Origin of the sequence: Lysinibacillus sp. SGAir0095 (genome assembly GCF_005491425.1) — a bacterium.
Taxonomy (GTDB): Bacteria; Bacillota; Bacilli; order Bacillales_A; family Planococcaceae; genus Ureibacillus.
Window position 1 is genome coordinate 1,990,729 of sequence record NZ_CP028083.1, and the last position, 25,379, is coordinate 2,016,107.

A 25,379-nucleotide genomic window follows, 5' to 3' on the forward strand; every position below is an offset into this window, starting at 1 on the left:
AGCAGAGAGTAAAGGGGGAAACAGAAATATGGGAGCGTCTTGAGGAGCATATTACCATTTTAAATTAATTTTTATTAAGTACTCAACAAGGAAAGCAACTCACAAAAATGTGGGTTGCTTTTTACGTAGCCAAATAAATAAAATGTGATTTAATAGCTTTTTCATGCATTCTTTCTAAAGGATACATAGTCTAAAAACCTTTTGGCAGCAAGTGATAGTGATTTTTGTTCACGCATAGCTATACCAATATTTCGAAAAGCAGGAACTTCAAGCTCTTTCGCTGTAATTTGGTAAGGAATACGGTTTAAAATCAATTCAGGCAAAATACTGATTCCTAGCCCATTTTCCACCATAGACATAATGGCATAGTCATCCCATGTTGTAAAATGTACTAAGGGTGAAATCTGGTGCTTGTCAAAAATTTCAGATATTTCTGTTTTGGCCCCTTTTTCTAAAAGCATGAAAGGACTGTTCAATAATTCGGCAATTGGAAACTTCTTGCAATTTGCAAGTGGATGATCTAGAGGTAGTACTACCATCAAACGGTCTTGCTCCATAAAGATTGTTTCAAATTCTCCATTAGTTGGAAGCCGCAAAAATCCAAAGTCAACACGTCCTTCGATAATCCAATTTTCAATCTCTGTATAATCACCTAACAGCAATTCAAAATCGATATTAGGATAATCCTTCTTAAAGAATTTAATTATATTAGGAAGCCAATGAGTTGCCACGCTTGAAAATGTTCCAATACGAATCATTCCAGATTGCATATCGTGTAAGTCCTGTACCTGCATCATTAAATTATCATGCTCATTACAGATCCGCTTTAAGTGGGGCAATAATTTTAAGCCATCAGAGGTTAAACTGATGCCAGCACGTCCTCTTTCGAAAAGAGAAATCCCCCAATCTACTTCTAAATCATGAATCATACGGCTGACTCCTGACTGAGTATAGTTTAATGCATCAGCTGCTCTAGTAAAGCTTCCATATTCTACGGCTTTGACAAACGCCATATATTTCTGGATGTTCAAAAAAATCCTCCTTAACATTCCTTTTTGTCATATCTAACATGAGAAACATTCCATTTTGTAATGCTAATGAAAATGCTATTCTATTGATATAAAAAAATCAAGTTTGAAAGGGAGGGATCTATAAAGAGGCTACATGTAAGCGAATGAATTCTGATAAACAATTTTCAATGGTGGATTGTATCGAAATAAATAAAAAATAGAATATGAATGTTGTAAAACTGCTTTTCCTATGAAATTACAAATAGAAAAAGTTTTAATAATTTGTAATTACCCCATAAAACCATTTTTATACAAAGCTATTTACGATTGTTAATAGAATTTAAATTATTATAGAAATAAGGTGATTAAAGTTGAACAATAGTTATATAAAATATGTAATCGCATTGCTCCTATTTGGGTCAAATGGAATTGTTGCAAGTTACATACTTTTGGACAGTTATGAAATCGTTTATTTAAGAACGTTGATCGGTAGTATATTTTTGATTTTTGTATTTTTACTCGCTAAGCAGAAAGTACATTTTTGGAAAAATAAATTGCACATTTTGTATTTGGTGATATCAGGGGTGGCGATGGGAGCAAGTTGGTTATTTTTATTTGAAGCATACGCCGAAATTGGTGTAAGTATCGCTACTCTGGCCTATTATTGCGGGCCTGTAATCGTCATGATTCTCTCACCAATTCTATTTAGAGAAAAAATGACAAGTGCTAAATTACTTGGATTTGTTTCGGTAATTATTGGGATGCTCTGTGTAAACTGGAACGCTTTTACTCAAGGGGAAATCTCTTGGGGTTTGATTTACGGTATGTTGGCGGCATTGATGTATGTCGTAATGGTTATTTTTAACAAAAAGGCTATAAGCATAACAGGTGTTGAAAATGCCACTTGCCAGTTAGTTATTAGCTTTCTGACGGTTGCTATTTTTATGATCCTAAAGCAAGGAATTTCAGTTAGTATTCTGGAAGGAAATTTGATACCAATACTCATATTGGGAGTTATAAATACTGGCATTGGTTGTTATTTATATTTTTCCTCTATTGGTGGTCTGCCGGTACAGTCAGTCTCTATTCTAGGATATTTGGAACCTCTTTCGGCATTAATTTTTTCAGCTTGCATTTTAGGAGAAAAATTAGGTTTTGTGCAAATAACTGGGGCTGTGTTGATCTTAGGAGGTGCAGCATTTGGGGAATTGTTTCGGTCGAAAAATATAATGAAGGAAAACATTGGTGAAAATTGAGTGACGTATATTACTCTAAATCAAGTTTTTCAATGAATAATATCCCGAAAATATGGATTCAGTCAGAAAGTTTCTATTTATTCTTTGCTGCTTCTATTAATGATATAGATTTTATAATTCCTATTATTTAGTGATAGGTGCTTATTTATTTTATCTTTTGTTTCTATAGTGGTCATAAAACCTTTCATTATTAGCTTTAATGTTATAATTTAACAAATGGTTGAGAGTAAAGATAATGACGAATGATTAAATGTTTTTCATATACTTTCACATTTAGTACAAAATACGTAGGATTTGTTTGAAAAAGAAAACAAGGAGGAATAGATACAGAAAAAGACGAAGTTGAAGTGGAAAACCACTTCATTTAAGAGGAGAACCATATGGAAGAAATGAGTCAGATTTTAGTTGAATTTCCGCTAGTTTTATTCTTGATGTTTATCGTTTTTCGTTTGATGGGAAGTAAAGAATTAAACCAATCGACCCCGATTGACTTTGCGTTTATGGTACTTTTGACAAGTATTGGCTGGGATGTGACGATTAGCCAGGATTTTCCTTTATGGTTTACGTTCGTGTTAATTATTTTATTAGTGGCGATGATCTATCTATTTGATTTAATTACTAGTAAGTCAAAAAGAGCAGAAAAAATCATAATCGGAGAACCCCTTCTCCTTATCGAAGACGGGGAAATCGTTGAGAAGGCCTTAAAAAAGGTACGACTTTCAGAAGATGAGCTACTGGCACTTTTACGATTAAAAGGCTTTTTTTTACTAGAGAATATAGAACTATGCTATCTAGAATTTAACGGAGATATATCAGTGAAACCAAAAGAGGGATAATACTACACCGTCTTAAAAGGAATATTATATATTTTGAAACAAAATGGTGCAATTTTTATAAAAGAAAAGTAGCTTTTTGTAGTTGATAAAGGAATTCATTTTATTAAAGTCTTATTTTAAAAGGGGTTAAGTTTCTTTGAGCCATAATATGCATATTCAATATCATCGTAAATATGGGTGGGATTTAGTTGATAGCAAGGCAATGTTGAATTTTGCGAGCAAGCAAAGTAAGCAGCTGAAGATTTTGAGTTATGGATGTCATTTAGATTATAAGGCGATTCAAAAGTTAATAAAGGATTTATCGTTAGCTGGAGGTAAAAGGGAAAATGAAAACTTAATCGATATTAACTTTGAATCCTATGATGCAAATTCAATTTTTCATAACAATCATGGTTATTATATTGATCTTTTTAATATTGAACCCATTCAGTTAATAGAGTTTGAAAACGAGTTGCATAAACTTAAAAGTAAACACATACGTTGTGATTTCAATATTCGTGGTCATTATGAAGTACAGCTTGATGGAAAAGAGTATTCAACACTTGTATACAAAACAATAGAATTTTCAGCTGTTTATCGAGAAGCTCTAGCTGGCCGTTACTTATTTTTTATTGATAATGAATCAGAAGATAATTATGAAATTAGATGTAAAATACATTTATTGCCAGAAAACTTACAATCGCTAACACTACCTTTAAATATTACAGAAATGCAAAAAGTGATTTTTATAAAAGATTGGATTCGTCAAATACTAGCTTATTAATTTAAAAGTAGAACTTTTATCATTCTTTTCGTAGGGAAAAAATCCATTCGCATAGGGGGTATCCCCCTTTAATAAAAATTAGTATTGTTCAAATGTAGATACCTAAAATTTCATGTAATTGCTTTTTCCCTAATTCGGTAACTCTTACAGCTCTGTCAGGTAGCTTTTCGATCCAATGAAGTTCTAGCAGACGTATTAAAACTGCTTGTCCTAAAGAACCTGCTAGATGATAGCGTCTTTCGCTCCAATCAAGGCACTTTCTAGCAAAATGTCTTCGCTTTGTTCGCAACGAATCAAGATTAATTTCGAAATCATTGAAGAACTGCTCTCCAATATCTGTTACTTTAAAATCAACTTGATCTTCGATTAGATACCCTCTCTCAACAAAAGCATTTGTTAAAGCGACTCCTAGTTGCCCAGCTAAATGATCGTAACAAGTTCGAGCAATTTTAATTTTCTCAGCTCTTGATGAATCCTTTAATGATTTTATCTGTGGAGGAGGAGCAATAACTGTCAATGTCTCAATTGCTTGAGCAACATTAGAATTTGCTAGGCGATAGTAACGATGTCTCCCGTGTTTTTCCACCCGAACGAGTTCACCTTCAACCAACTTCGATAGATGCCCACTCGCTGTTTGTAGTGTAATACTTGCTTTCCTAGCTAATTCATTCGCTGGAAGTCCGTCAAGGCCTAGTAGAGCTTCCAACATTGCAGCTCTAGATGAGTCTGCCATTAGTTTCGCGACATATGAAAAATCCGGTCTACTTCCCATTGTCATCCCCCTTAAACATTTATAGTTCGATTATAACCGAAGTTTTCATATGCTACTATTCTATTATCTAATTTGAGAGGGGATAGAATGATGAATGTGAATGCGTTAATAATACTTAATATTGAAGAGGTAAGACGTAGAAGTATAAAAGTTTGGAAGGCAATACCCAATCAGTTGTTAACTTGGAAACCTGATCAAGAGGCTTTAACTTGTGCTGAAATGATAAGGCATGTGTTAGAAAGTGAGTTTCTATATCATCAAATTCTAATTGAAGGAGGTACTAAAACATTGTCCGATTTATCTACTCCATTCGAAAACAAAGAATTTACTACGATAGAGGCTGAACTTGAACTAGCTAAAACTGGTCGAGAAGATTTTATAAATTACATTAAATCGCTAAATGTAGATGAATTAGAGAATATTAAAATTGACCGTTCCGATATCGGCTATATTAGAACGCTTGGGGATATGCTTTTACGAATCGCTTATCATGAATCTGTACATGCTGGCCAGTTATTAGACTATATGAGAACAATGGGAGTAGAACGTCCTCTTATATGGGATTGAGAATGTAAAATTAATAGAAAAATATGTTTGCGCACTTTCATTCGAAATAGGATTAATATCTTCATATCTGATAAATTATCAAAAATCATATTAGGATTTTATGAAGACTTCTAAGCCTCCTAAATCTATTTCAGGAGGCTTTTTATTTGTCTATGTCTTAAATTTCAACTCATTAATTGGAATGATATATAATTCACGTATAAAAGTGAATCCCTATCCATAAGTCTGTTTGAATTTATTCATAACGTACTTAAAGACCACTGCAATCATGAAATATGGTAAAAATGAATAGATATGTTTCCATTGATATAGTTGATATATTTGTAACCACACCAACAATGGTTCCAAAATGAAAGCGAAAACTATCGCAACTATTGTGACAGCGATTAAAAAAGGTTTCCAGGTTTTAAAATACTGATAAACAATCATATAAATAATTGGCATTTGTATAAAGTGAACTTCAATAATTATAGGGAAAGGTGTTAACGTGTGTTTATAGCTCCATAGCATTAAGAAAACACCAATCGAATCCAGTAATATCGTTAAAGTAGAAATCATAAATCCATATGTAAGAATTTCGAAAATTCTCTTTTTGTCTAAAAGAATAACCCAAACAATAAAAAGGGCAATCGATGTAACTAACAGAACCCACCAACTGAATGTGAATAAAGTTTCATTTAACCAAAATTCAATTTGAGTGTCTCTGAACTCTCGTCTTAACTTATTTAACTCTTGCCAACTGGTTAGCATATTAAAATTCTCCCATATTGAAATTAATGTCGATATACGATTGACTAATTTGATGCCCACCTATGATAGAAGCAGAATAGAACAAATATTATTTTTTCAAAATCCGTTATGTTCCACTATAAGCTGTGTACAATTAACCAAATGTATACTAAAAAATTATAGTGGTGACTGTTCAGAAAGTAACATATTTCACCTATTACATCACTCTCCAAAAATAGAAGTAATTAAACGTCTATCCTTTACTCGTAGTAAAGGATCAAGCTAAAAGGAGCTGCTCCAAATGTATGGAAGCGTGTTAACGGACACATAATAATTTAAGAAAAGTATGGTTAAATATACACTTTTTTAGTTTCCAGAGGGAGCAGAAGATGTAAATGCACAATTATACCAATGATAATTCCACTAGAAGATTTAAAGCCCATGTAAGTGCGATTGGAACAACTCAACTGCACTTAAGGAATCCTTATATTATTGCTTGGTGGTCTGCTGCATTCCCTGGTTTTGGTCATCTCCTCTTATCCAAATATCTTAGAGGATATTCCCTCTGTATATGGGAGATTCTTGTAAATAATATGTCTCATATTAATCACGCAATTGTGTATTCTTTTAATGGAGATATTCATATGGCGAAAGCGATACTAGAACCCAGATGGCTACTTTTGTATCTACCTGTCTATATTTTTGCCATTTGGGATAGTTATCGAACCTCTGTGGATATGAACAAAATTTTTATTCTAGCAGAACGAGAAAATGCCAACTTTAACACTTACATTATGGGTGCTTTGGAGATCAATTATTTGGATAAAAGAAGACCGCTGATGGCGATATTATGGTCCCTATTTACACCAGGATTGGGTCAACTATATATTCACCGAGTAGTCACAGCTATTTTTTTGGTGACTTCAATGATTGTTTTTGTGTACTTTTCCAATGTTCTTATCGCTGTTCATAGCCTCTTCCTAGGAGATTTTGTACAAGCGACAAAAGCTTTAAACCCGCAGTGGTATATGTTTCTTCCATCGCTCATAGGTTTTGGCGTTTATGATGCTTACATTAATACAGTGGAGAACAATAAGCTGTTCGAAAGTGAGCAACGAAAATTTCTTCAGAAGAACTATCAACAATATCGAATACAACTATCAGCATCTGATGAGGTGAAGTAAATTGCAAGTTTTTTCTACCTTCGAGCATTCAACATATCTTGAGTTAGCGATTACGGCTATAGAGAAAATAGGTATTCAAAAAAACAATATTCTTGCTGTACCGCTTATGAACCGAGTCGAAGAAAGAAGATTATTTGATACACTTCATCGAGCTGATGGCATCAGTTTGTTTGATAAGGGGGCAGCTATCGGAACTGCCTTTTCGGTTATTGGGGCAAGTATTGGATTTGTCCTAGAATGGGGTCCGATTTTTTGGGGAGTAATAGGTGGAGCAACTGGATTTATAATTGGTTTTATGATTGATTATATTTTTTATAAAGTAATTCATAAAAGAAAAAGGCTGAAAAGGGGAAAGTATTCAGAAGTAGTTTTAATAATCAATTGCCCCAATGACCTTGTTGAGAAAGTGGAACAGTTACTTTGGGATCATTTAGCTTTAGGGGTAGCTAAATTAGAAGCTTAATAATTTTTAAATTCATAGGTGGATATAATTGAATCACTGAAATGAAAATACGAGTATAAAAAATGATAACACCATAGTACAAATTAGTTTCAACCATTGAAGAGTCAAATTCCTTCAATTACAATCTGATAGAAGTGAGGATGCATATAAAAAAGACGATTCTTCTGTTCAAGAAATCGTCTTTTTTGTTCGGTAGTACTTTCAACAATGAGGTATTTTGGTAATGAGGTAGTTGATTTTTAAAAAAGGAATGGAAAAAATCCACATATTATGTTGCGCATAAAGTTTTCCATCGGCTGTTTCCTTGACATGAAAGGTTTCTTCTAATGGCAATGCAAGTAGGTACTTGTTCCAGGCTAAATAGATACCCGTATCCAAATTTCCGTGCTGTTTTTTGCTAGATATTTGAAGTTCATTACCAATCTGTTTCAATTCTAAGATCCCAACCATCGATGACCATGGAAGTGGAAGAGCTATGTTCATAAAGGTATGATTTTTCGTTCGGTGCCATGAATACAAAGCGACGAAGGTAACTTTATCATTAATTTTTCGTACCCAAGCTCTTGGGCGGCTTCTACCATCTAAAGCTTCGTCGATCTTTATGATGTCGCCAGTCATTTCAATCTGTTTACCTGATAGAGGTAAATTGATTTGTTGAATAAATGAACTGAATAAACGATAGATGACAGCAAAGGGCTTGAACCAATTTTTCCATTTGATTTCAGCATAAAGTCGATAATCTAGTGTATTCTCATAAAAATCACGAACTGCTGGGGCGAGCGAATTTACATTGATATGGGGCTCATAGATGGTCATCTCGTCCACTAATCCACTATAAGAACATGATGCTTCTTGATTCTTGATTTCATTAAGAATCCTTTCCCCAATAACCATGGTCCCTCGTATTTTACTAACCGGGAAAATTCTTTTTTCTGCTTTTGTCGGAGGTACTAAAATAGACCATCCAAAAACACCTAATAAAGCAAACAGAACACAATTGAAGAATCCGTGGAATTGGAGCATGAAATTTAAACTAATAGAATAATCCTTCGACAGACGTCCAAAGGCATATAAAAAGGAAAATAAAATGGTTACGCCTAAAGACCCGAATGATAAAAAAATCAGCCCTTTTTGCAATCTTTGCTTAAACGGGACTCGCAAAGAAAATAAGATAAAAGTATAGATTCCTATAATATAGAACACAACTGACAGCCATTCGATCCACACAGAAAAAGTAATGCCAATTGCCAGGATGATAGGTGATATTAATATAATACCAGCTGCTAAAGGGTAGAAAGTTGGCTTATAAAGTCTACCAAGCAAGCCTACAAAGATGGGCAATAAAAATGCTGCATAATGAAAATGAATCGCAGTCAACCAAGTAATAATCGATGAAAATCCTGTATCCATGTTGGTGATATGTGCAAAGAACCACATCCCACCAATTGATAAGTTTAAAAGAGCTATATCGATGCAAAATTCTTCAAAAAGAACAAAACCCCTTGTTAAAAAGCGGCTTATCCCATAGGAAGCAACGATACAAGTAAATAACAAATAAATAGCTGCAAGTAAATAATCCCAAACCGAAACATTTGTCAGATGTAAAAGAATCACTGAAATATAAGCTGGCATGGAAAAATAAGAATAGTATCTTTCGAACCAATCGTTCTTTCTCACAATCATTTTTAACGTCAGAGGAACATAGACGACTTGGGCAACTGTCAGCATTAATAGATAAGGTGAATCTTGTCCAAAAAATACAGCAACTAAAAACAATACAATCGAAAAGATTAGACTTTTATTTCTCAATGGGATTGAACTCTCCTTCATATGAGAAAATGTGACCAATTAACGGATTCCTGACATTCACAGATATTTGAAAAACGCCCTTTTCTTCGCAATATTTTTCAGTAATCGTTGCTAAGCCCTGAAATATTTTGGGTAAAGGTAATTCGAGATTTCCTAGAACCAATCTTTGTTTGCTGGATACAATTTTCAAAAATCCCTCTGAAGAAACAATAAAGACTAAATCTGAATATAAAATACTTGGTTCCCCTAAATAATCTTTTATCAACCTTCTTTTGGAATCAAAACTCATAAGGGCATTAAAATATCTTGTCTTCTCCCCAAAATAAAATACTCTTTCCCAATGGATTTGTTCTTCACCGTTTGCTCCAACCAAAGGTGTATTCAATAGTTTAAAGGGGATATTAGTTCCGTATTCAGGGAAAAGTAGTTTTCTTTTTATACCAAGCCAAAATAATGGATAGAGAAATTTTGGTCCCACTTTTATTCTTTTCATCACACCTTCTGCCTGGAAGGGGCGATCATCTAAAAATTCATATCTCTTTTGCAACATCTGGTGTAACCTATAAAACTCTTTATCCAATACCTTTTTAAATACTGACATTATTTCTCATCTCTTTCTCTTACAAGTAGTTGCAGAAGGGACATTTTTGCTCATGAAAAAGCCTATTAGTGAAATAAACAATAGACTCAAATTAAATGTTACAGGATTAAAGGGGTGGAACAATGCATTTGGATTTGCTACTACAGCCGTTATGGTAAGAATAGGAAAGATGATGATTTGTATAGCAAATAGATTTCTTTTCTTTTTATATAACAGCCAAAATAAGCCTAAAATGACTTCGACTATTCCGGTGGCTTTCACTATGAAATATGCCGTATCATAAGAAATTGGAATTAAATTTTTCACTATGAAAATTTCTTCTGGATGCATGTAAATAAGCTTCGGAATGAGTCCATGATAGATCCATATAAAGCAGAAAAGGAAAGTCAGGAAACAGTTTACAAAGAAACGAAAAAATTGAGTGCTTGGAGCTTCACCATATTCCATCCATCGTTTTAATACATCGAAACTAAGGGCTGTCCCCCAGCCAATTAGAGGACGAAACAGCAATCGATCCATTACTTGACCGAATTTACCAAAAGGCACGTCATAGTCATACTGAGTTAAAAATTTAATGGAGTTTTCTTTTGGTATATACTTCCAATACCCTTTTCCTTCTTTAATAGGGGAGATAGCATTATCAGTTCCGAAATGTAAGGAAGATGTTCTCGCTCCTTTTTTACTTTCATGGCTGCCAGAGGTAATTCCCCAGCCCTCTATGGTTTGCCCGAATGCAAGATTTCGTTTGTATGAAAAATGTTGGGGTCCATTTTCTTCTTTAGGTAAGTATGTAATTGAAGAGAAACGAACATCCCACTGTTCATGCAAATGAGGCGTTTGAGTTGCTCTCCATAGCTTCTCCATCGAGGTATAAATTTCAATTTCGACATAAACCGGATTGCTTTTCACTTTATTCAATCCTCCTTTCGTACCCGCTGACAATTAAGTCTTACAAGTACATTTGTTAGTTTTATAGAGTTTTCATCGATACCTGCTAATCAAATAAGTAATAATTAAATACCAATAAGATTAATGCTAATACTGAAAAAGCATAATAAGCTAGATTAGTTTTACTCAATCTTTTTTTAGCCTTCACTTATTCCACCTCAATTTTTTTATTTACTAAATTGAAATATTCTGCCTTCATTATACAAAAAAACTAAAAAGGATGGTATGAAATTCCAAATTCATATCAGGCAGGGATTCATTTAAGTACTATTGTGGCATATCACTAGTAAAGGGAAATGGGAATTTTTGTTGAATCTATTATATACGGATGTTGTGGAAGCTTGGTCTTGATCAAGTATATTCTGCACATGCAGAAATTTTTGAGGTTAGAGATTTATATTCGATAATTCGAGAATTTCCTGCTTATTATAAATACCTCGTTTTATAAAGGATATAGAAAGTGTATCTATAGAAGATGTACTGCAATGTAATGATTCACTCTGAACTTATTAATAAAGGATGAATAATAATGATTATTAGGGAACTGGAAATGGGTGAAAAAATTCCATATGAACTGTTGTTATTGGCTGACCCATCAAAAAAGATAGTTGAGGAATATGTCAATAGGGGCGATTGTTTTATAGCCGAATGTGGAAACCAAGTTGTTGGAATTTATGTATTATTACCAACAAGGCCTAAAACAGTGGAGTTAGTGAATGTAGCAGTTGCTGTAGAGCACCAAGGTAGGGGGATTGGGAAATTCTTAGTATTGGATGCAATCAATTTTGCAAAAACAAAAGGTTACAAGACTATTGAAATTGGTACTGGGAATTCAAGTATTGGGCAATTAGCCTTATATCAAAAATGCGGGTTTCGAATTGTTGGTGTTGATTTTAACTTTTTTATTAAGCATTATACCGAAGAAATTTTTGAGAACGGGATACAGTGTAGAGATATGATCCGCTTATCAAAGGACTTATAAGCCATCAAAATGGCATGAAATCTCCTTATAGTAGCTAAATTAATTCTACTATAAGGAAAGTCTTTAGGGCTATTTATAAAATACAATTTCTTCTACATCGCGTACCCATTCCGTCGCTTCAGTGCCATCTGAATTGGCTTTCCAGAGGTTTCTATTAGTATCTGTAATAGAAGTTCCCCTTAACCAAACGAGTTTCTTAATAGATGGGATGAATTGAGGTGCATAATCTCCAAACCCTGTAGGTGGATTGGTTATTTTCGTTTGTTTTTCTGTATCAATATTAATTGTATAAAGCACTGGAAGAGGGTGCTTGCTAAAATCATTCGACCATTCATGTTCTTTTATTCTCGATGTTACCAATAAGTCGTCAGTAACCCAATTAAAATCGAGATCAGCGTAATTGTCAGGGGTATATGTTCCTGAAACCGGCATCACTTTTAGTTTTAAATCTTTATTTTTAAACCCAAAGACAATTCGTCCACCACCGGCGATATAGGCAATCTTATCAGTTGTGGGTGCCCATTTAGGGTCACCTACGTGCAAAATCATTTCGTCTAAAACTTCGAAATTATTTCCTTCTTTGTCAATAACACAAACCATGTTGCTATCCATTGACCATGAGGCGGTTGGAGAGACAACAAAAGAAATCCACTGACCATTTGGAGAATAGGATAGTTGCTCGGCATGGATGGCGTTTAACATGTTCTTATCGGAAGTCCCAATTTCTCTTGGCAGTGTAAAAAAGGGAACTACCCCTCCAAACAGAACAATGTCTTCATAGTTATCGCCGACTTTTTTTGTGAACAAAGTAGCACTTGACCATCCATCTGGGCGCAGAGTCCCAGCTGAAGAAAGAAGGAATCCACTACCATCTGGAAGTCAAGTAAAATCATTCACTCCGGTTGCAATGTTGTAGAAACGCTCGAAATTAGAGATGTCTAGAATCCCTTTGGCATTAAAAGCAACAACGTTCTTATGTGGTGCCCATTTAGGTGAATAGCCATCAAAAAAAATTTTCTTCTTTTAATTCGTTTTAATATTGTAGATCCATACCTCCGACTGCATTTCCCCTTTGTAAATTTCAGAAGGTGCCTCCACTTGATAAACCAGCATAGTTCCATCTTTTGACCACTGCGGCCTAGAGAGTACCATACTCGAATCGGTTACTTGCGTCTCTTTGCCATCGATTAAAGTCCACAGATTTCCACCCCTTATAAACCCAGCTTTCACTTCATTTTGTACAACGGCTTCGGGGACTGACGGATACAGAACCATAAAGATTAATATTAGGAGGAAAGCTCGTTTCATAGATAGGTCTCCTTTCTTGCTCATGCTCTTATTTTCTATTGAAATAACATTTTTATGTATAGAAATCACTTTTGTTAGCTATTTTATATTTTAGATGGAAGCACTTCCATATAAAAGAAAAGGAATACTGAAATAGAAGGATCATTTAATTGAACTGAACTTTTGGAGTGAATACATAAATTTACAGAGTATTTTAATGTTAATATAAGGATGTACAAGTATTTTTTGAATTTAATCATGAACTTGTTTTAGATTTTATGACCAAGAGAAAGAAGTCATTTTTCTATGCAGTTGTACAAATACTAATGAGGTGGTAGAGTGTCGATAAAAAGTATAAATCATTTCTTATTTTCAGTGTCTAATTTAGAAATTTCTATTGAGTTTTATCAAAAAGTATTTGACGCAAAATTGTTAGTAAAAGGTAGAAGTACCGCTTATTTTGATTTAAATGGGTTATGGCTCGCACTAAATGAAGAGAAAAATATACCTCGTAACGAGATTAGCCAATCCTATACTCATATAGCATTTTCAATAGAAGAGGATAAGTTGGAAGAACAGTATGAGAAACTAAAAAAATTAAATGTAAATATATTATCAGGTCGTCAAAGAGATAAAAGAGATAAAAAATCAATTTATTTTACAGACCCAGATGGTCACAAATTTGAATTCCATACGGGTACATTACAAGATAGGTTGGCTTACTACAAATTAGAAAAAACACATATGGAGTTTTTTGATTAATATCATCTCTTTTCAACTGTATAGGCTAAATATGAACTGTTTCGAAGTAGTCTATTTTTATTGGATTCTAATTTATAGTAAGGATATCATCCATTTGAGTAAGGACTAAATGTAGTTGTTACTGTCAGTAATAAACTATTAAAAGCCTTAACATAGGTAAAAACAAAATTCGTTGACATAATACCTGTAGGGGTATATTATGTGTATATCAGCAATGAATCAATATCTGAAGGAGGCAATTTTCTTGAATTCATATGATGACAAAGTAAGAAACCGAGTGAAACGGATGGAGGGTCAACTTCGAGGCATTTTGAAAATGATGGACGAAGGGAAAGATTGTAAGGATGTAATCACGCAACTTTCAGCTGTCCGTTCAGGTGTGGATCGTTCAATTGGTTTGATTGTTAGCCAAAACTTAATTGAATGTATCCAAAACGCTAACGGAGATAAAGAAGCATTAAATGAATCGGTACAGGAAGCTGTCAATCTATTTGTAAAAAGTCGTTAATAACTGTTATCGACTTTTAATTTTTAAAATAAAAAATACCCCTAAAGGTATTTGGGAGGAACTTAATGGAAACATGGATTATAGTATTAGTGGCAATCTTATTTATCGCATGGCGTTTGAAGCCAACCAAAGGGATAAGAACAATATCAACCGATACGCTTAAGGGTATGTTAAATGATAAGGATAAAGTGTTTGTAGATGTTCGTACTTCTGCTGAATATAAAGGCAGAAATATTCATCAGTTTAAAAACATTCCTTTAGGTTCAGATTTATCGAAGCTCCCAAGTGACAAGGAAATAGTTGTAATTTGTCAAAGTGGGATGCGTAGTGCACAAGCATGTAAACAATTAAAAAAAATAGGTTTTGAACAAGTAACGAATGTCCGTGGGGGCATGAGTGCTTGGAGAGGTTAAAAAAATTAAGGGGGATTTAATCTGTGAAAGAAATTAGTGCAAAAGAAGTCCAACACTATATAGAAAATGGTGTAAAGTTAAATCTAATCGATGTCCGTGAAGTGGATGAGGTGAAAGCAGGTCATATTCCTGGTATTACACATATTCCACTTGGAGTACTTGAATTCCGTACACATGAACTAGATAAAAGTATACCTTATATTATAGTTTGTCGTTCGGGTGGACGCAGTGCCCAAGCAACAAAACAATTAGAGAGTCTAGGGTATGACGTAACTAATATGACTGGTGGAATGCTTTCTTGGGAAGGTAAAGTTGAATAAACTTTGTCTCAAAAAAATTTTGAACAAAATAATACCCCTATAGGTATAAGGAGTTGTAACATATGATGATTAAAGCTCATTTACAATTAGACGCTAAAGGTATGTCTTGTCCAATGCCAATTGTGAAAACAAAAAAAGCAATGAGCGATCTGAAGGATGGTCAAATATTAGAAGTACAAGCAACAGATAAAGGCTCAGTGGCAGATTTAAAAGCATGGGCTGAAAGTGTTGGCCATCAATATATAGGAACAATAGATGAGAATGAGGTATTACTTCACTATATCCGTAAAAGTAGTGACGAAGAAAGTGAAGAAAAAGCATTTCAACAAACTATTTCAATGGAAGAAATGATCAATCGCGCATCTAGCGGCGGTCTAATTCTGGATGTTCGTGAAGAAGCTGAATATGCATTTGGTCATATCCATGGTTCTTTATCCATTCCAATGGGTGAGTTAGAAAATCGAATAATTGAGCTGGAAAAGGACAAAGAAATTTTTGTCATTTGTCGTACAGGTACACGCAGTGATTTAGCTGCACAAAAGCTAGATGAAAAAGGATTTACGAAAGTTTATAACGTCATACCAGGGTTAAGTTCATGGAACGGCGATCTATCAAAAAAAATATAAATTAACTGGAGGAGTTTTATTATGTCTAATAAAGTAGCAATTATCGCAAGTAACGGTGGTCTTTTTGACGCATATAAAGTATTTAATATCGCAACAGCTGCAGCAGCAACAGAAAAAGAGGTAGCCATTTTCTTTACCTTTGAAGGTTTAAATTTAATCCATAAACAGGGTATGCAGCAACTGCATATGCCGGAAGGTCGAGAACATTTTGCAGAGGGATTTGCTAAAGCAAACGTGCCAAGTATTCCGGAGTTAGTTGAAATGGCTCAAGAAATGGGTGTTAAATTTATCGGATGTCAAATGACAATGGATGTTATGGGCTTATCCAAAGAAGACTTTATTGATGGTATTGAAGTAGGAGGCGCTGTAACATTCCTAGAATTTGCAAAAGATGCAGCACCAACTTTAACTTTTTAATACCATTAGTATCAATTTATTAGGGAAGGAAAGTGGAAGGGAAATCCCTTCCACTAAAAAGCATTAAAATAATACCACTGGGGGTAATTGTATATGACGGTTTTTAAACTAACAGCAGCTCAATTAGCTCGTAAAGTAATAGAAAATCATGAGTTATTCATCTTGGATGTACGTAACAAAGAATCTTTTGAAGATTGGAAAATCGAAGGACACAGCTTTGATTATTTAAATATTCCATATTTCGATTTATTGGATGGAGTAGATGAAATATTACCGAAACTCCCAACAAATAATGATGTATTAGTGGTATGTGCTAAAGAAGGTTCTTCACTTATGGTCGCTGAAATGATTTCAGAGACTGGACGCGACGTGTTTTACCTTGAAGGTGGCATGAAGTCATGGAGTTCTTACCTAGAACCAATTAAAGTTGGAGATTTAACAGGTGGTGGGGAGCTCTATCAATTTGTAAGACTTGGCAAAGGGTGTCTTTCCTATATGGTCATTTCGGAAGGGGAAGCGGCTATTATTGATGCTGTTCGTTTCAAAGAAGTTTTTGCAAACTTTGTAAAAGAAAAGAATGTAGTTATTAAACACGTTTTTGATACTCATTTGCATGCCGATCACATCTCAGGAGGGCGTTATATCGCGGAAGAAACAGGTGCCAAATATTATTTACCACAAAAAGATGCAGAAGAAGTAATATTCGATTACACACCTCTAGAAGATAGTTTAACAGTGAAAATTGGTGCCTCTCAAATTGAAGTAGGCGCACTTTACTCACCTGGTCATACAATTGGTTCAACATCCTTCATCATTGATAGCAAATACTTATTAACAGGTGACATATTATTCATCGATTCAATTGGTCGACCAGATTTAGCAGGTCTTGCAGAGGATTGGGTAGGCGATCTACGTGATACTCTCTATCGTCGTTACCATGATTTAGCAGGGGATCTAATTGTGCTGCCCGCTCACTTTATGATTCTCAATGAGTTAAATGAAGATGGTACAGTGGCCAAACGCCTAGGTGATTTATTTGCAGAGAACCACGGTTTAAAGATTGAAAATGAAAAAGAATTCCGTCATACCGTGACAAATAACTTACCTCCGCAACCGAACGCATATGAAAAAATTCGACAAGTAAATATGGGGAAAATCAAACCTGATAATGATGAACAAACGGAGATGGAAATCGGTCCAAACCGTTGTGCAGTACGATAAAGGAAAAAAAAGGTAGATTTCGATTTAGAGGATTTGTATTCAAAAACTATTATGAAAAGGAGATTATTCAAATGGAATCAACCAAAATTTTAGATGTAAAAGGAATGTCTTGTCCGATGCCAATCGTACGTACAAAAAAAGAGATGGATACTTTGAGTTCAGGAGATATCTTAGAAGTACATGTGACTGACAAAGGTGCGAAAGCAGATATGCCTGCTTGGGCACATGCAGCAGGACATTCAATTATAGAACAAATAGAAACTATAGATGTAATAAAGTTCTTTATTAAAAAAACGTAAAAGAAAATAAGTTTTTTTCTTCAAGTTTTCTAGTTTGTTTGTAATAAATTGAAAGAAGGAAATGTCATGGATATCTCTTATGTACTTCTCCTTTTTGGTATAGGTTTTATCGGTTCTTTTTTATCCGGAATGTTAGGAATCGGTGGGGCAATCGTGAAATACCCTTTGCTCCTTATGGTTCCTCCGCTATTTGGTTTACAAGGATTAACCGCCCATGAAGTATCAGGTATCAGTGCATTAGATGTATTATTTGTATCTATAGCTGGGGTGATTGGGTTTCGTAAAAGTGGCTATTTAAACAAATCATTAATTACCACTATGGGTATATCCATAGGAATTGGTACATTCCTTGGGAGTTTTGCTTCTGATTATTTATCTGAAAACCAAATAAATGTAGTTTATGGGCTTTTAGCTTCATTGGCAGCCATAATGATGATACTACCTAAAAAAGAAGCTGCTAATATTTCTCTAGATGAATTTCAGTTCAACAAACCAGTAGCGGTTGTTTTGGCATTTTTTGTTGGGATTAGTTCGGGGATTGTAGGAGCTGGTGGTGGATTTTTATTAATTCCGATTATGCTTTTAGTACTTCAAATACCCATACGAATGGCAATCGCATCTAGTTTAGCAATTACATTTATTTCGTCTGTTGCGGGTTCAATTGGAAAAATAATAACAGGGCAAGTGGAATACCTTCCAGCAATAATCATTATTATTGCCGGAATAATCGCAGCTCCAATAGGTGCGAAAGTGAGTGCAAAATTGAATTCGAAGGTTTTAGAAAAGATTCTGGCTGTCTTAATAATTGGCACTGCTATTAAAATATGGATTGATTTTCTATAATGATAGAAATATCAAATTGTTGGAAAGAAATTAGTAAGTGCCATTATTTAGAGAAATAAAAATTAACGGATCTTGATAATATTACTTATATAAAGGCAATTATAAAAGTCGATTTCTAACACGCGAAATCGACTTTTATTTTCTAGTTTAAATTTTCCTGATTCTTATTCTATTTACCGTCAGTAACATCAATGGTATGGCCATCAATAATCAAGGTTTTAATATTTTCATTGTTTAAAAGAATTCTCTCTTCATTTTCATTAATATTGTATTGCCACTTAAACCCTGATTTAGTTGAACTCGTTGAACTAGGTTTTAACTCAAATGTATTATTATCTAGGGTAGTTACCGTTAATGATGGTGAATACTTTGGTAGTACATCTTTTTCCCCGTTTAGACGTGTTCCTTCAACGCCTATACCATTTGCCGAAATATTAAACTGTCGAAGTGCTAAGTTTTCATGCTCTGCCGATAAATTTATACTTGTTTTGATATTCTTTGATGTTTTGCTTTCATCTGCTTCAAAGGAAAGATGGAAGGGACCATCTGCTATCACATTATCTGTGTGTCGATCTACAATACTATCAGCCATGATAGTTATTTTCTCCCCATCTATGTTTTTCGTTGTATCAATATCGAACATAGTAATGAGCTTTTTATGGTCTTCTGTCATTTGCTGTTCCACCATATAGCTTGCATTCTGTTTCAAATCCAGTTCCAATGTTGGAATTATGATATCCCCAGAAAAAGCTGTTCCATCTTCCTTCTCAAAAGAGACGATTATGAGCGCAGTCTTGCCTCCAATGATACTTTCTTCTACTTCCATCTCAATGCCTGAGATTACTTTAGACACTTGATCGGAATTATGTTTTTCTACTTTACTAGTTTCTTCCTTACCAAAAAACATTGAGATGTAGTCATTACTTTGTGCGCCAACCGTAGTAGCTCCGATAACTAGCACAGTAGAAGCTGTTAAGAGACTTCTTTTGAGCAATCTTCCTTTCAGATTCTTCTCCTTCAAATTTTCATTTTTCATTATTATACCTCCATTTAAGTAGTGGAAGATGTTCTCTTCCTTTTCGACTAAGTTCCAATTTTCCTTAGTTGAATGTCTTTAGCATATAGAGGAGTTCTAAAGATTTGTTAAAGATAGTTTTAAGGTTCTCTTAATTTATCAAAACTTAATTATTCACTTAGGATATTATGTATTTCTTTCCATATTATTAAGAAAACCTTTATTTCTTCTTTATAAATAATTCAGAAATAGCGACTATACTGATACTTGCTTCATAGAAAAATTTTTTGGAGGGATTTAAATGGAAGTTGAAGAATCAATGTCGATTATGCTTACGATAAAGTCGTGGTATGTATTGGTTCCTGTTGGACTACTAGGTTTGATTTGGTTCATCTTTTGGGCAAAACGTCTAAAACGAAAGATAAATATTGCTCAATTTTTCGTTCTTATTACCTTTGGGATATATTTGCTTTTTGTAATTCAATTGGTATTTTTTCCCATCGAAGTGAATATTGGACGTTATGCCAACCTAACACCATGGTATAAAACAATTAACTATATTCCGATTTTAACAATTGATGTCAAGACGTTTCTATTAAATGTCATTATGCTAATTCCTTTTGGTATGTATATCTCATTTTTAAATAAGGCTGAAATTTCTGTTAAAAGTATCGCCAAACTAGGATTTAGTTTGAGTCTTTCTTTTGAATTCGTACAGCTTCTTATTCGAGTGACATTAGGAAGTGGAAGAAGTACGGATATTAATGATTTATTCGCGAATACTGCTGGGGCTGTTATTGGTTTCCTCATTATAAGGAAATTGTATAAGGTACAGCTACTTGGTGGCGTTTTACAGAGACTACGACTCTATCCAAAGTAAGGAGTTAAAAAATGACAAGAATTCTGATTGTAGATGATGATCCACAAATTGCTGAGTTAATTGAGACATATTTGAAAAACGAGGGTTACGAAACCAATAAAGCCTTGGATGGGGTGGAGGCTTTTAAAATCTTGGAGCAAACCACTTTTAATCTCATCATATTAGATATTATGATGCCGAATATGGATGGACTTGATTTTTGTAAAAAAGTACGTAAAGTCAGTCAGATACCTATTGTGATGGTTAGTGCTAAAGTGGGGGATATGGATAAAGTCATCGGTTTAATGTCGGGTGGCGATGATTATATGATCAAGCCGTTCAATCCACTAGAGTTAATAGCTAGGGTAAAAGCATTGCTTCGGAGGGCTGATTATAAGCATCATGAAGTGTATAAAGATGCAATTCGTGTTGGGGTACTAGACATAGATAAAAAGAGTCATACAGTAACTTTAGAAGGAAATCTGATTAAACTAACTGCACGTGAATTTGACATTTTATATTTACTCGCGAAACATAGCGGACGCGTATTTGGATCTGGAGAAATATTCGAGAGTGTATGGAATGAGCCTGCAGAGGGGTCAAATCCAACTGTAATGGTCCATATCAGCAATCTTCGAGATAAGCTGGAAGGAGCTATGCCAGGCGAATCAATCATTCAGACCGTCTGGGGAGTGGGATATAAAATTGAAAAATAATGTTATGAATCTACTTAGGTTTATACCAAAGTGGAAAGTTCTACTATATATACTGGGCTCATTGATACTTTCTGTGGTGACGGGAGCCCTTCTTTTGCCGGCATTAGAGTACTTAGAGGATACTTCCAGATTTTTCGAGAGTTTACTTTACGTATTATCCTATTTTCCTAAATTTATAATTTTCTTTTTTTACATTACCTCTTCTGGGATCTTCATAGCCATTATTTATCAATATGAGAGAAAAAGATATCTTGCTTTTTACCTAGAAAGAATCACTGAGCATGTCCATCTGTTAGCAGAAGGAAAACCTATCCCCTTGGAAATGTGTGTTCTTTCAGATTTCCAAGCATATTTGAATGGAATACAAAAAATCATGGCCAAATCAGATGAGGCCATTGAAGAAGTGAAAAAAGCAGAACAATTAAAAAACGAGCTTGTGACAAATGTTGCACATGATCTTAGGTCACCTCTCACTTCAATTATTGGTTATCTAGAACTTATTAATAATGATGGCTATCGTGACGAGGTGGAGCTTCGTTATTATATTCAAATAATTCGCGAGAAAGTAGCCAACTTGCATATATTAATCAATGATATCTTTGAGTATACGTATATGAATAATCATCATGTCAACATTCAAAAGGACCTGGTAAATCTTGAAGAAATGCTGAATCAGCTAGCTGTTCAATCAAGAGTGCAATTAGAAGAAGTGGAGATGGAATTCCGTTTATTTTCTTCTGCTACAAGCCCAGTTGTTGTAGGAGATGGAGGAAAATTAGCACGAGTATTCGAAAACCTTATCCAAAATGCCATACGATATGGCAGTGACAGTAAATACCTTGACATGCATCTAAGTGAAACGGATAAAACGATAGAAATAGAAATCGCCAATTATGGTCAAGTTGCCATTCCACCTTCGGATCTTCCACATATCTTTGAACGATTTTATCGTTTAGAAAAGTCACGATCACAATTTACAGGTGGCTCTGGATTAGGGTTAGCCATTACAAAAAGCATCATAGATTTACATTATGGAAAAATTAAAGCTTTTAGTACACCAGGTAGAACAGCTTTTACTATAACGCTCTTAAAGAAGTGGTAGATAAGAGTACATGTTACCGTATGATCCTAAACAAAAGATTACTGATTAAAAATGTATCTAGAATTGATAGGGAGGATTTAACTTAAGAACGTTTATAAGTAAAAATTAACCTCTTTTTCACTTCTTATTCTAATTGTTTGGTTATCATTTTGTTACATTATCCAATAGATATAATCTGAATTTTTAGATAATTACGTGTATTTGTTTATTTATTTTTTTATCTCAAAATGAGATGATATTGTGCTAATCTAGAGATAGATTCTTAACTTAAATAACATATATATGTAACCTACATTTGATTACATCTAGAATTGGAGATTAGTAATATGAAACTTACAGAACTTCGTATTGAAAAAGATTTTTTAGGTGAAAAGGAAATACCAAAAGACGCTTATTATGGTGTTCAAACGATGAGGGCAGTTGAAAACTTCCCAATCACAGGATACCGTATTCATCCAGAACTTATTAAATCTTTAGGAATCGTGAAAAAAGCTGCTGCTCTAGCAAATATGGAAGTTGGTATGTTAAAGAAAGATATTGGATCATTCATTCTTATCGCGTGTGATGAAGTGATTGCTGGAAAATGGAATGACCAATTTATTGTCGATCCGATCCAGGGTGGCGCTGGCACTTCCATCAATATGAATGCGAATGAAGTGATTGCAAATCGTGCGCTTGAACTGATGGGAGAAGAAAAAGGGAACTATAAAATCATTAGCCCGAATAGCCATATCAATATGTCGCAATCAACAAATGATGCATTTCCAACTGCAACTCATATTGCCATATTAAGTTTGATGAATCAATTACTTACTTCATCGAACATCATGAAAAATGCCTTTGTTTCAAAAGCGAAAGAATTTGCTGGTGTTATTAAAATGGGTCGTACTCATCTTCAAGATGCTGTACCTATTTTACTGGGACAAGAATTTGAGGCATATACTAGAGTAATTTCTCGTGACATTGATCGTATGTCACTTTCGATTCAACATTTATATGAAGTCAATATGGGGGCAACAGCGGTAGGTACAGGCCTAAATGCAGACCCTTCATATATAGATGCAGTAGTTCGAAATCTTAGTGAATTAAGTGAGTTGCCATTAAGCAGAGCAGAACATTTAGTTGATGCCACACAAAATACGGATTGTTATACAGAAGTATCTGCAATGTTAAAAGTTTGTATGATCAATATGTCTAAAATTGCCAATGATTTACGTTTAATGGCTTCTGGCCCTCGAGATGGGTTATTTGAAATCATATTACCGGCTCGTCAACCAGGCTCTTCAATTATGCCTGGTAAGGTAAATCCGGTAATGGCAGAAGTAGTAAACCAAGTTGCGTTCCAAGTAATGGGGAATGATTTAACAATTTCACAGGCATCTGAAGCAGGTCAATTTGAACTAAATGTTATGGAACCAGTATTATTTTACAATTTAATTCAATCCATATCGATCATGAGTAATGTATTCACTGTATTTACAGAGAAATGTGTACTAGGAATTAAAGCAAATGAAGAACACTTAAGAGAATATGTGGAACAAAGTGTAGGGATTATCACTGCTGTAAACCCTCATATCGGTTATGAACTGGCTGCACAAATTGCAAAAGAGGCTATAGCAACAGGGGCCTCTGTCCGTGAGCTTTGCATTAAGTCTGGCGCATTAACAGCAGAACAATTAGATAAGATATTAGATCCTTATGAAATGACACATCCAGGCATTGCGGGTGGCAGATCTTTAGTAAACAAGATAGTATAAGATAAAAGAATTTAAAGGGAATAGACCAGGTTGAGTGCAAGAATGCTTCGAAAGTATGGCAGTCAACCTGGTTTTTTAAAAAAAACGAATTAGTAGATTTTCCACTAAACTGCGCTTTCCTATCATAAGGAGAGTGCTTTTTTAAATCGAGTGAAACATTAATAATTATCTCCTATACTATTAGATATAAGTAGACACTGCATGTTGTATAAAACAAAATTCATTTTACTGACTGATAGATGTTTTGACATTAGGAAAAAAGGGAAATTAGTTTAACAATTTAATTGCATATAGTATAAATAATCCAAAACGAAAAATTGATAAATAAAAAAGGAGGAAGTGCACTGAAAAAGCTAATACTGACCTTTCTTATCGTGATATTGACAGCTTGTGGAAGTGAAGAGGAATCAGTTTTACAAACGCAAAGTAAAGAACAACTAGTAGACAATGTTGAAGTAGAAAGTGGACAGAAGAAAAAACAAGGTTCAGATAATGAAGAAGCTGTTGAAACAAATACAAATATAACAACTAATAAAGATCAAGTGAGTTTTCAGAGCATTATTCCTAGCGAATGGAACATTACATTGCCTACAAATTTTCCAGTTACAAAAGGAAAATATTTAACTGCTATCACTTCTTCACAACAGGATGTAGTAACTTTTGACTTTTATGAAACAGATAGTGAACTACCTATAAACGATTTGAATATAAAAAATAATGGGCAATTTATTGGACATTTAGTAATTACTAAATTTGCAACGGCAGAAGCCGCTAGTGAAGAAATAGATAAATCCATTTTCACTGAGGGCAAAGCTGTTAATTTAGGGCATGGCATTACGGGGTATCAAGATGGGGGTGCAGGCTCATTATTTACAAGTTGGAATGAAGGACGCTGGGCAATTATTGTACGTTCAAGAACAGAAAAATCAGAAGAAGGCTTAGCAACAGCCAAAAAAACAGTAGAGTTTTTGGAAACGAATACGATGCCTGTACCGAAACAAAATGGGCATCTGCATATTGATGCAGAACATAAAGGAAGCCTAGCAAAATGGCAAAAACAAAACATCGTTTATACGCTAACTGATTTCGGAGATAGAACACTTAATTGGCTTGTCACTTTTAAATAAGGAATATAGAAATTTCTCATAACTTATGCGATCCAAAATATAGTTGTTTAAAAATTAACAAAGTGTTAAAAAGGTTAGTTATGGCGCAATTTAAAAAAATCGTGTCCTCCTAAAACTTATGTACGCAAGAATTGAGCAATGTAAAAAGCCTATTTTCTTAAATCTCTTCTGGAAATAGGCTTCTTTA

Annotated in this window: 30 protein-coding genes; 21 read left to right on the top strand and 9 right to left on the bottom strand. The window is 34.3% G+C overall.

Annotated elements, in window-relative coordinates; all coding sequences use genetic code 11:
- Positions 1-161: 161 nt before the first annotated feature.
- Positions 162-1,031 (bottom strand): LysR family transcriptional regulator, encoded by an 870-nt coding sequence (locus tag C1N55_RS09755; protein WP_137728650.1) that lies wholly within the window; start codon positions 1,029-1,031, stop codon positions 162-164.
- A gap of 350 nt (positions 1,032-1,381) precedes the next feature.
- Here C1N55_RS09755 and C1N55_RS09760 point away from each other — a divergent pair, with 350 nt between their 5' ends.
- The 3 genes from C1N55_RS09760 (at position 1,382) to C1N55_RS09770 (ending at position 3,865) form a co-directional block, all read left to right on the top strand.
- Complete coding sequence (locus tag C1N55_RS09760; RefSeq protein ID WP_137728651.1) at positions 1,382-2,266, top strand: DMT family transporter; 885 nt, start codon at positions 1,382-1,384, stop codon at positions 2,264-2,266.
- Positions 2,267-2,646: 380 nt separating this feature from the next.
- Entirely contained in the window at positions 2,647-3,102 is a 456-nt protein-coding gene (locus C1N55_RS09765) for a DUF421 domain-containing protein (protein ID WP_137728652.1), read from the top strand.
- Positions 3,103-3,238: 136 nt separating this feature from the next.
- A complete protein-coding gene (locus C1N55_RS09770; RefSeq protein ID WP_137728653.1) occupies positions 3,239-3,865 on the top strand; it encodes a hypothetical protein in 627 nt (208 codons plus the stop codon).
- An 88-nt stretch (positions 3,866-3,953) separates the two neighbouring features.
- Here C1N55_RS09770 and C1N55_RS09775 read toward each other — a convergent pair whose 3' ends face one another.
- On the bottom strand, positions 3,954-4,637 hold the full coding sequence (locus C1N55_RS09775) for an ArsR/SmtB family transcription factor (protein WP_137728654.1): 684 nt from the start codon (positions 4,635-4,637) through the stop codon (positions 3,954-3,956).
- Between the two features lie 90 nt (positions 4,638-4,727).
- Here C1N55_RS09775 and C1N55_RS09780 point away from each other — a divergent pair, with 90 nt between their 5' ends.
- A complete protein-coding gene (locus tag C1N55_RS09780; protein ID WP_137730607.1) occupies positions 4,728-5,204 on the top strand; it encodes a DinB family protein in 477 nt (158 codons plus the stop codon).
- 213 nt (positions 5,205-5,417) lie between these two features.
- On the opposite strand, the gene C1N55_RS09785 is transcribed toward C1N55_RS09780, so the two are convergent.
- Positions 5,418-5,954 (bottom strand): CBO0543 family protein, encoded by a 537-nt coding sequence (locus C1N55_RS09785; RefSeq protein ID WP_137728655.1) that lies wholly within the window; start codon positions 5,952-5,954, stop codon positions 5,418-5,420.
- A 374-nt stretch (positions 5,955-6,328) separates the two neighbouring features.
- Here C1N55_RS09785 and C1N55_RS20515 point away from each other — a divergent pair, with 374 nt between their 5' ends.
- Both C1N55_RS20515 and C1N55_RS20520 read left to right on the top strand, forming a co-directional pair.
- A complete protein-coding gene (locus tag C1N55_RS20515; protein WP_168193835.1) occupies positions 6,329-7,117 on the top strand; it encodes a hypothetical protein in 789 nt (262 codons plus the stop codon).
- Between the two features lies 1 nt (position 7,118).
- Complete coding sequence (locus C1N55_RS20520; protein ID WP_168193836.1) at positions 7,119-7,580, top strand: hypothetical protein; 462 nt, start codon at positions 7,119-7,121, stop codon at positions 7,578-7,580.
- A gap of 201 nt (positions 7,581-7,781) precedes the next feature.
- Here C1N55_RS20520 and C1N55_RS09795 read toward each other — a convergent pair whose 3' ends face one another.
- The 3 genes from C1N55_RS09795 to C1N55_RS09805 are packed head-to-tail and all read right to left on the bottom strand — an operon-like array spanning position 7,782 to position 10,899.
- Complete coding sequence (locus tag C1N55_RS09795; RefSeq protein WP_168193837.1) at positions 7,782-9,389, bottom strand: YndJ family protein; 1,608 nt, start codon at positions 9,387-9,389, stop codon at positions 7,782-7,784.
- Positions 9,379-9,990 (bottom strand): DUF4166 domain-containing protein, encoded by a 612-nt coding sequence (locus C1N55_RS09800; RefSeq protein ID WP_137728657.1) that lies wholly within the window; start codon positions 9,988-9,990, stop codon positions 9,379-9,381. The genes C1N55_RS09795 and C1N55_RS09800 overlap by 11 nt, the downstream gene beginning before the upstream one ends.
- Positions 9,991-9,996: 6 nt before the next feature.
- Positions 9,997-10,899, bottom strand: a complete 903-nt coding sequence (locus C1N55_RS09805) for a DoxX-like family protein (RefSeq protein WP_137728658.1) — start codon at positions 10,897-10,899, stop codon at positions 9,997-9,999.
- A 568-nt stretch (positions 10,900-11,467) separates the two neighbouring features.
- Between C1N55_RS09805 and C1N55_RS09815 the strand changes: the two genes are divergently transcribed.
- A complete protein-coding gene (locus tag C1N55_RS09815) occupies positions 11,468-11,920 on the top strand; it encodes a GNAT family N-acetyltransferase (RefSeq protein WP_137728659.1) in 453 nt (150 codons plus the stop codon).
- A 69-nt stretch (positions 11,921-11,989) separates the two neighbouring features.
- On the opposite strand, the gene C1N55_RS20765 is transcribed toward C1N55_RS09815, so the two are convergent.
- Positions 11,990-12,727 (bottom strand): hypothetical protein, encoded by a 738-nt coding sequence (locus C1N55_RS20765; protein WP_240758428.1) that lies wholly within the window; start codon positions 12,725-12,727, stop codon positions 11,990-11,992.
- A gap of 216 nt (positions 12,728-12,943) precedes the next feature.
- Entirely contained in the window at positions 12,944-13,228 is a 285-nt protein-coding gene (locus C1N55_RS20770) for a TolB-like translocation protein (protein WP_240758430.1), read from the bottom strand.
- 318 nt (positions 13,229-13,546) lie between these two features.
- On the opposite strand from C1N55_RS20770, the gene fosM reads away from it, so the two are divergent.
- The 9 genes from fosM (at position 13,547) to C1N55_RS09865 (ending at position 18,616) form a co-directional block, all read left to right on the top strand.
- Positions 13,547-13,969, top strand: a complete 423-nt coding sequence (gene fosM / locus C1N55_RS09825) for a FosM family fosfomycin resistance protein (protein WP_137728660.1) — start codon at positions 13,547-13,549, stop codon at positions 13,967-13,969.
- Between the two features lie 214 nt (positions 13,970-14,183).
- Positions 14,184-14,477, top strand: a complete 294-nt coding sequence (locus C1N55_RS09830) for a metal-sensitive transcriptional regulator (protein WP_137730608.1) — start codon at positions 14,184-14,186, stop codon at positions 14,475-14,477.
- Positions 14,478-14,542: 65 nt separating this feature from the next.
- On the top strand, positions 14,543-14,890 hold the full coding sequence (locus C1N55_RS09835) for a rhodanese-like domain-containing protein (protein ID WP_137728661.1): 348 nt from the start codon (positions 14,543-14,545) through the stop codon (positions 14,888-14,890).
- A 23-nt stretch (positions 14,891-14,913) separates the two neighbouring features.
- Positions 14,914-15,210, top strand: coding sequence for a rhodanese-like domain-containing protein (locus tag C1N55_RS09840; protein WP_137728662.1), 297 nt, complete (start codon positions 14,914-14,916; stop codon positions 15,208-15,210).
- A gap of 65 nt (positions 15,211-15,275) precedes the next feature.
- Complete coding sequence (locus C1N55_RS09845) at positions 15,276-15,836, top strand: sulfurtransferase TusA family protein (protein WP_137730609.1); 561 nt, start codon at positions 15,276-15,278, stop codon at positions 15,834-15,836.
- A 21-nt stretch (positions 15,837-15,857) separates the two neighbouring features.
- On the top strand, positions 15,858-16,253 hold the full coding sequence (locus tag C1N55_RS09850; RefSeq protein WP_137728663.1) for a DsrE/DsrF/DrsH-like family protein: 396 nt from the start codon (positions 15,858-15,860) through the stop codon (positions 16,251-16,253).
- 93 nt (positions 16,254-16,346) lie between these two features.
- Complete coding sequence (locus C1N55_RS09855) at positions 16,347-17,474, top strand: MBL fold metallo-hydrolase (protein WP_137728664.1); 1,128 nt, start codon at positions 16,347-16,349, stop codon at positions 17,472-17,474.
- Between the two features lie 71 nt (positions 17,475-17,545).
- On the top strand, positions 17,546-17,773 hold the full coding sequence (locus tag C1N55_RS09860) for a sulfurtransferase TusA family protein (RefSeq protein WP_137728665.1): 228 nt from the start codon (positions 17,546-17,548) through the stop codon (positions 17,771-17,773).
- 66 nt (positions 17,774-17,839) lie between these two features.
- A complete protein-coding gene (locus C1N55_RS09865) occupies positions 17,840-18,616 on the top strand; it encodes a sulfite exporter TauE/SafE family protein (protein ID WP_137728666.1) in 777 nt (258 codons plus the stop codon).
- Between the two features lie 169 nt (positions 18,617-18,785).
- Here the strand turns inward: C1N55_RS09865 and C1N55_RS09870 are convergent, their stop codons facing one another.
- Positions 18,786-19,652 (bottom strand): hypothetical protein, encoded by an 867-nt coding sequence (locus tag C1N55_RS09870; RefSeq protein ID WP_137728667.1) that lies wholly within the window; start codon positions 19,650-19,652, stop codon positions 18,786-18,788.
- 280 nt (positions 19,653-19,932) lie between these two features.
- Here C1N55_RS09870 and C1N55_RS09875 point away from each other — a divergent pair, with 280 nt between their 5' ends.
- From C1N55_RS09875 to C1N55_RS09895, 5 genes are all read left to right on the top strand, one after another.
- Entirely contained in the window at positions 19,933-20,511 is a 579-nt protein-coding gene (locus tag C1N55_RS09875; RefSeq protein ID WP_137728668.1) for a VanZ family protein, read from the top strand.
- An 11-nt stretch (positions 20,512-20,522) separates the two neighbouring features.
- A complete protein-coding gene (locus tag C1N55_RS09880; protein ID WP_137728669.1) occupies positions 20,523-21,206 on the top strand; it encodes a response regulator transcription factor in 684 nt (227 codons plus the stop codon).
- A 94-nt stretch (positions 21,207-21,300) separates the two neighbouring features.
- Positions 21,301-22,308, top strand: a complete 1,008-nt coding sequence (locus C1N55_RS09885) for a sensor histidine kinase (protein ID WP_240758432.1) — start codon at positions 21,301-21,303, stop codon at positions 22,306-22,308.
- A gap of 326 nt (positions 22,309-22,634) precedes the next feature.
- A complete protein-coding gene (gene aspA / locus C1N55_RS09890) occupies positions 22,635-24,065 on the top strand; it encodes an aspartate ammonia-lyase (protein WP_137728671.1) in 1,431 nt (476 codons plus the stop codon).
- 317 nt (positions 24,066-24,382) lie between these two features.
- Positions 24,383-25,192, top strand: coding sequence for a hypothetical protein (locus C1N55_RS09895; RefSeq protein WP_137728672.1), 810 nt, complete (start codon positions 24,383-24,385; stop codon positions 25,190-25,192).
- Positions 25,193-25,379 lie beyond the last annotated feature (187 nt).

What these genes read in the sequence shown, in the direction of transcription:
- C1N55_RS09780 (WP_137730607.1), top strand. Translation starts at nt 4,728, where the DNA reads ATGAATGTGAATGCGTTAATAATACTTAATATTGAAGAGGTAAGACGT.
- C1N55_RS20770 (WP_240758430.1), bottom strand. Translation starts at nt 13,228, where the DNA reads ATGAAACGAGCTTTCCTCCTAATATTAATCTTTATGGTTCTGTATCCG.
- C1N55_RS20515 (WP_168193835.1), top strand. Translation starts at nt 6,329, where the DNA reads ATGCACAATTATACCAATGATAATTCCACTAGAAGATTTAAAGCCCAT.
- C1N55_RS09860 (WP_137728665.1), top strand. Translation starts at nt 17,546, where the DNA reads ATGGAATCAACCAAAATTTTAGATGTAAAAGGAATGTCTTGTCCGATG.
- C1N55_RS09880 (WP_137728669.1), top strand. Translation starts at nt 20,523, where the DNA reads ATGACAAGAATTCTGATTGTAGATGATGATCCACAAATTGCTGAGTTA.
- C1N55_RS09865 (WP_137728666.1), top strand. Translation starts at nt 17,840, where the DNA reads ATGGATATCTCTTATGTACTTCTCCTTTTTGGTATAGGTTTTATCGGT.
- C1N55_RS09875 (WP_137728668.1), top strand. Translation starts at nt 19,933, where the DNA reads ATGGAAGTTGAAGAATCAATGTCGATTATGCTTACGATAAAGTCGTGG.
- C1N55_RS09835 (WP_137728661.1), top strand. Translation starts at nt 14,543, where the DNA reads ATGGAAACATGGATTATAGTATTAGTGGCAATCTTATTTATCGCATGG.
- C1N55_RS09765 (WP_137728652.1), top strand. Translation starts at nt 2,647, where the DNA reads ATGGAAGAAATGAGTCAGATTTTAGTTGAATTTCCGCTAGTTTTATTC.
- C1N55_RS09855 (WP_137728664.1), top strand. Translation starts at nt 16,347, where the DNA reads ATGACGGTTTTTAAACTAACAGCAGCTCAATTAGCTCGTAAAGTAATA.
- C1N55_RS09830 (WP_137730608.1), top strand. Translation starts at nt 14,184, where the DNA reads ATGAATCAATATCTGAAGGAGGCAATTTTCTTGAATTCATATGATGAC.
- C1N55_RS09815 (WP_137728659.1), top strand. Translation starts at nt 11,468, where the DNA reads ATGATTATTAGGGAACTGGAAATGGGTGAAAAAATTCCATATGAACTG.
- C1N55_RS09775 (WP_137728654.1), bottom strand. Translation starts at nt 4,637, where the DNA reads ATGGGAAGTAGACCGGATTTTTCATATGTCGCGAAACTAATGGCAGAC.
- C1N55_RS09845 (WP_137730609.1), top strand. Translation starts at nt 15,276, where the DNA reads ATGATTAAAGCTCATTTACAATTAGACGCTAAAGGTATGTCTTGTCCA.
- C1N55_RS09800 (WP_137728657.1), bottom strand. Translation starts at nt 9,990, where the DNA reads ATGTCAGTATTTAAAAAGGTATTGGATAAAGAGTTTTATAGGTTACAC.
- C1N55_RS09870 (WP_137728667.1), bottom strand. Translation starts at nt 19,652, where the DNA reads ATGAAAAATGAAAATTTGAAGGAGAAGAATCTGAAAGGAAGATTGCTC.
- C1N55_RS09785 (WP_137728655.1), bottom strand. Translation starts at nt 5,954, where the DNA reads ATGCTAACCAGTTGGCAAGAGTTAAATAAGTTAAGACGAGAGTTCAGA.
- C1N55_RS09850 (WP_137728663.1), top strand. Translation starts at nt 15,858, where the DNA reads ATGTCTAATAAAGTAGCAATTATCGCAAGTAACGGTGGTCTTTTTGAC.
- aspA (WP_137728671.1), top strand. Translation starts at nt 22,635, where the DNA reads ATGAAACTTACAGAACTTCGTATTGAAAAAGATTTTTTAGGTGAAAAG.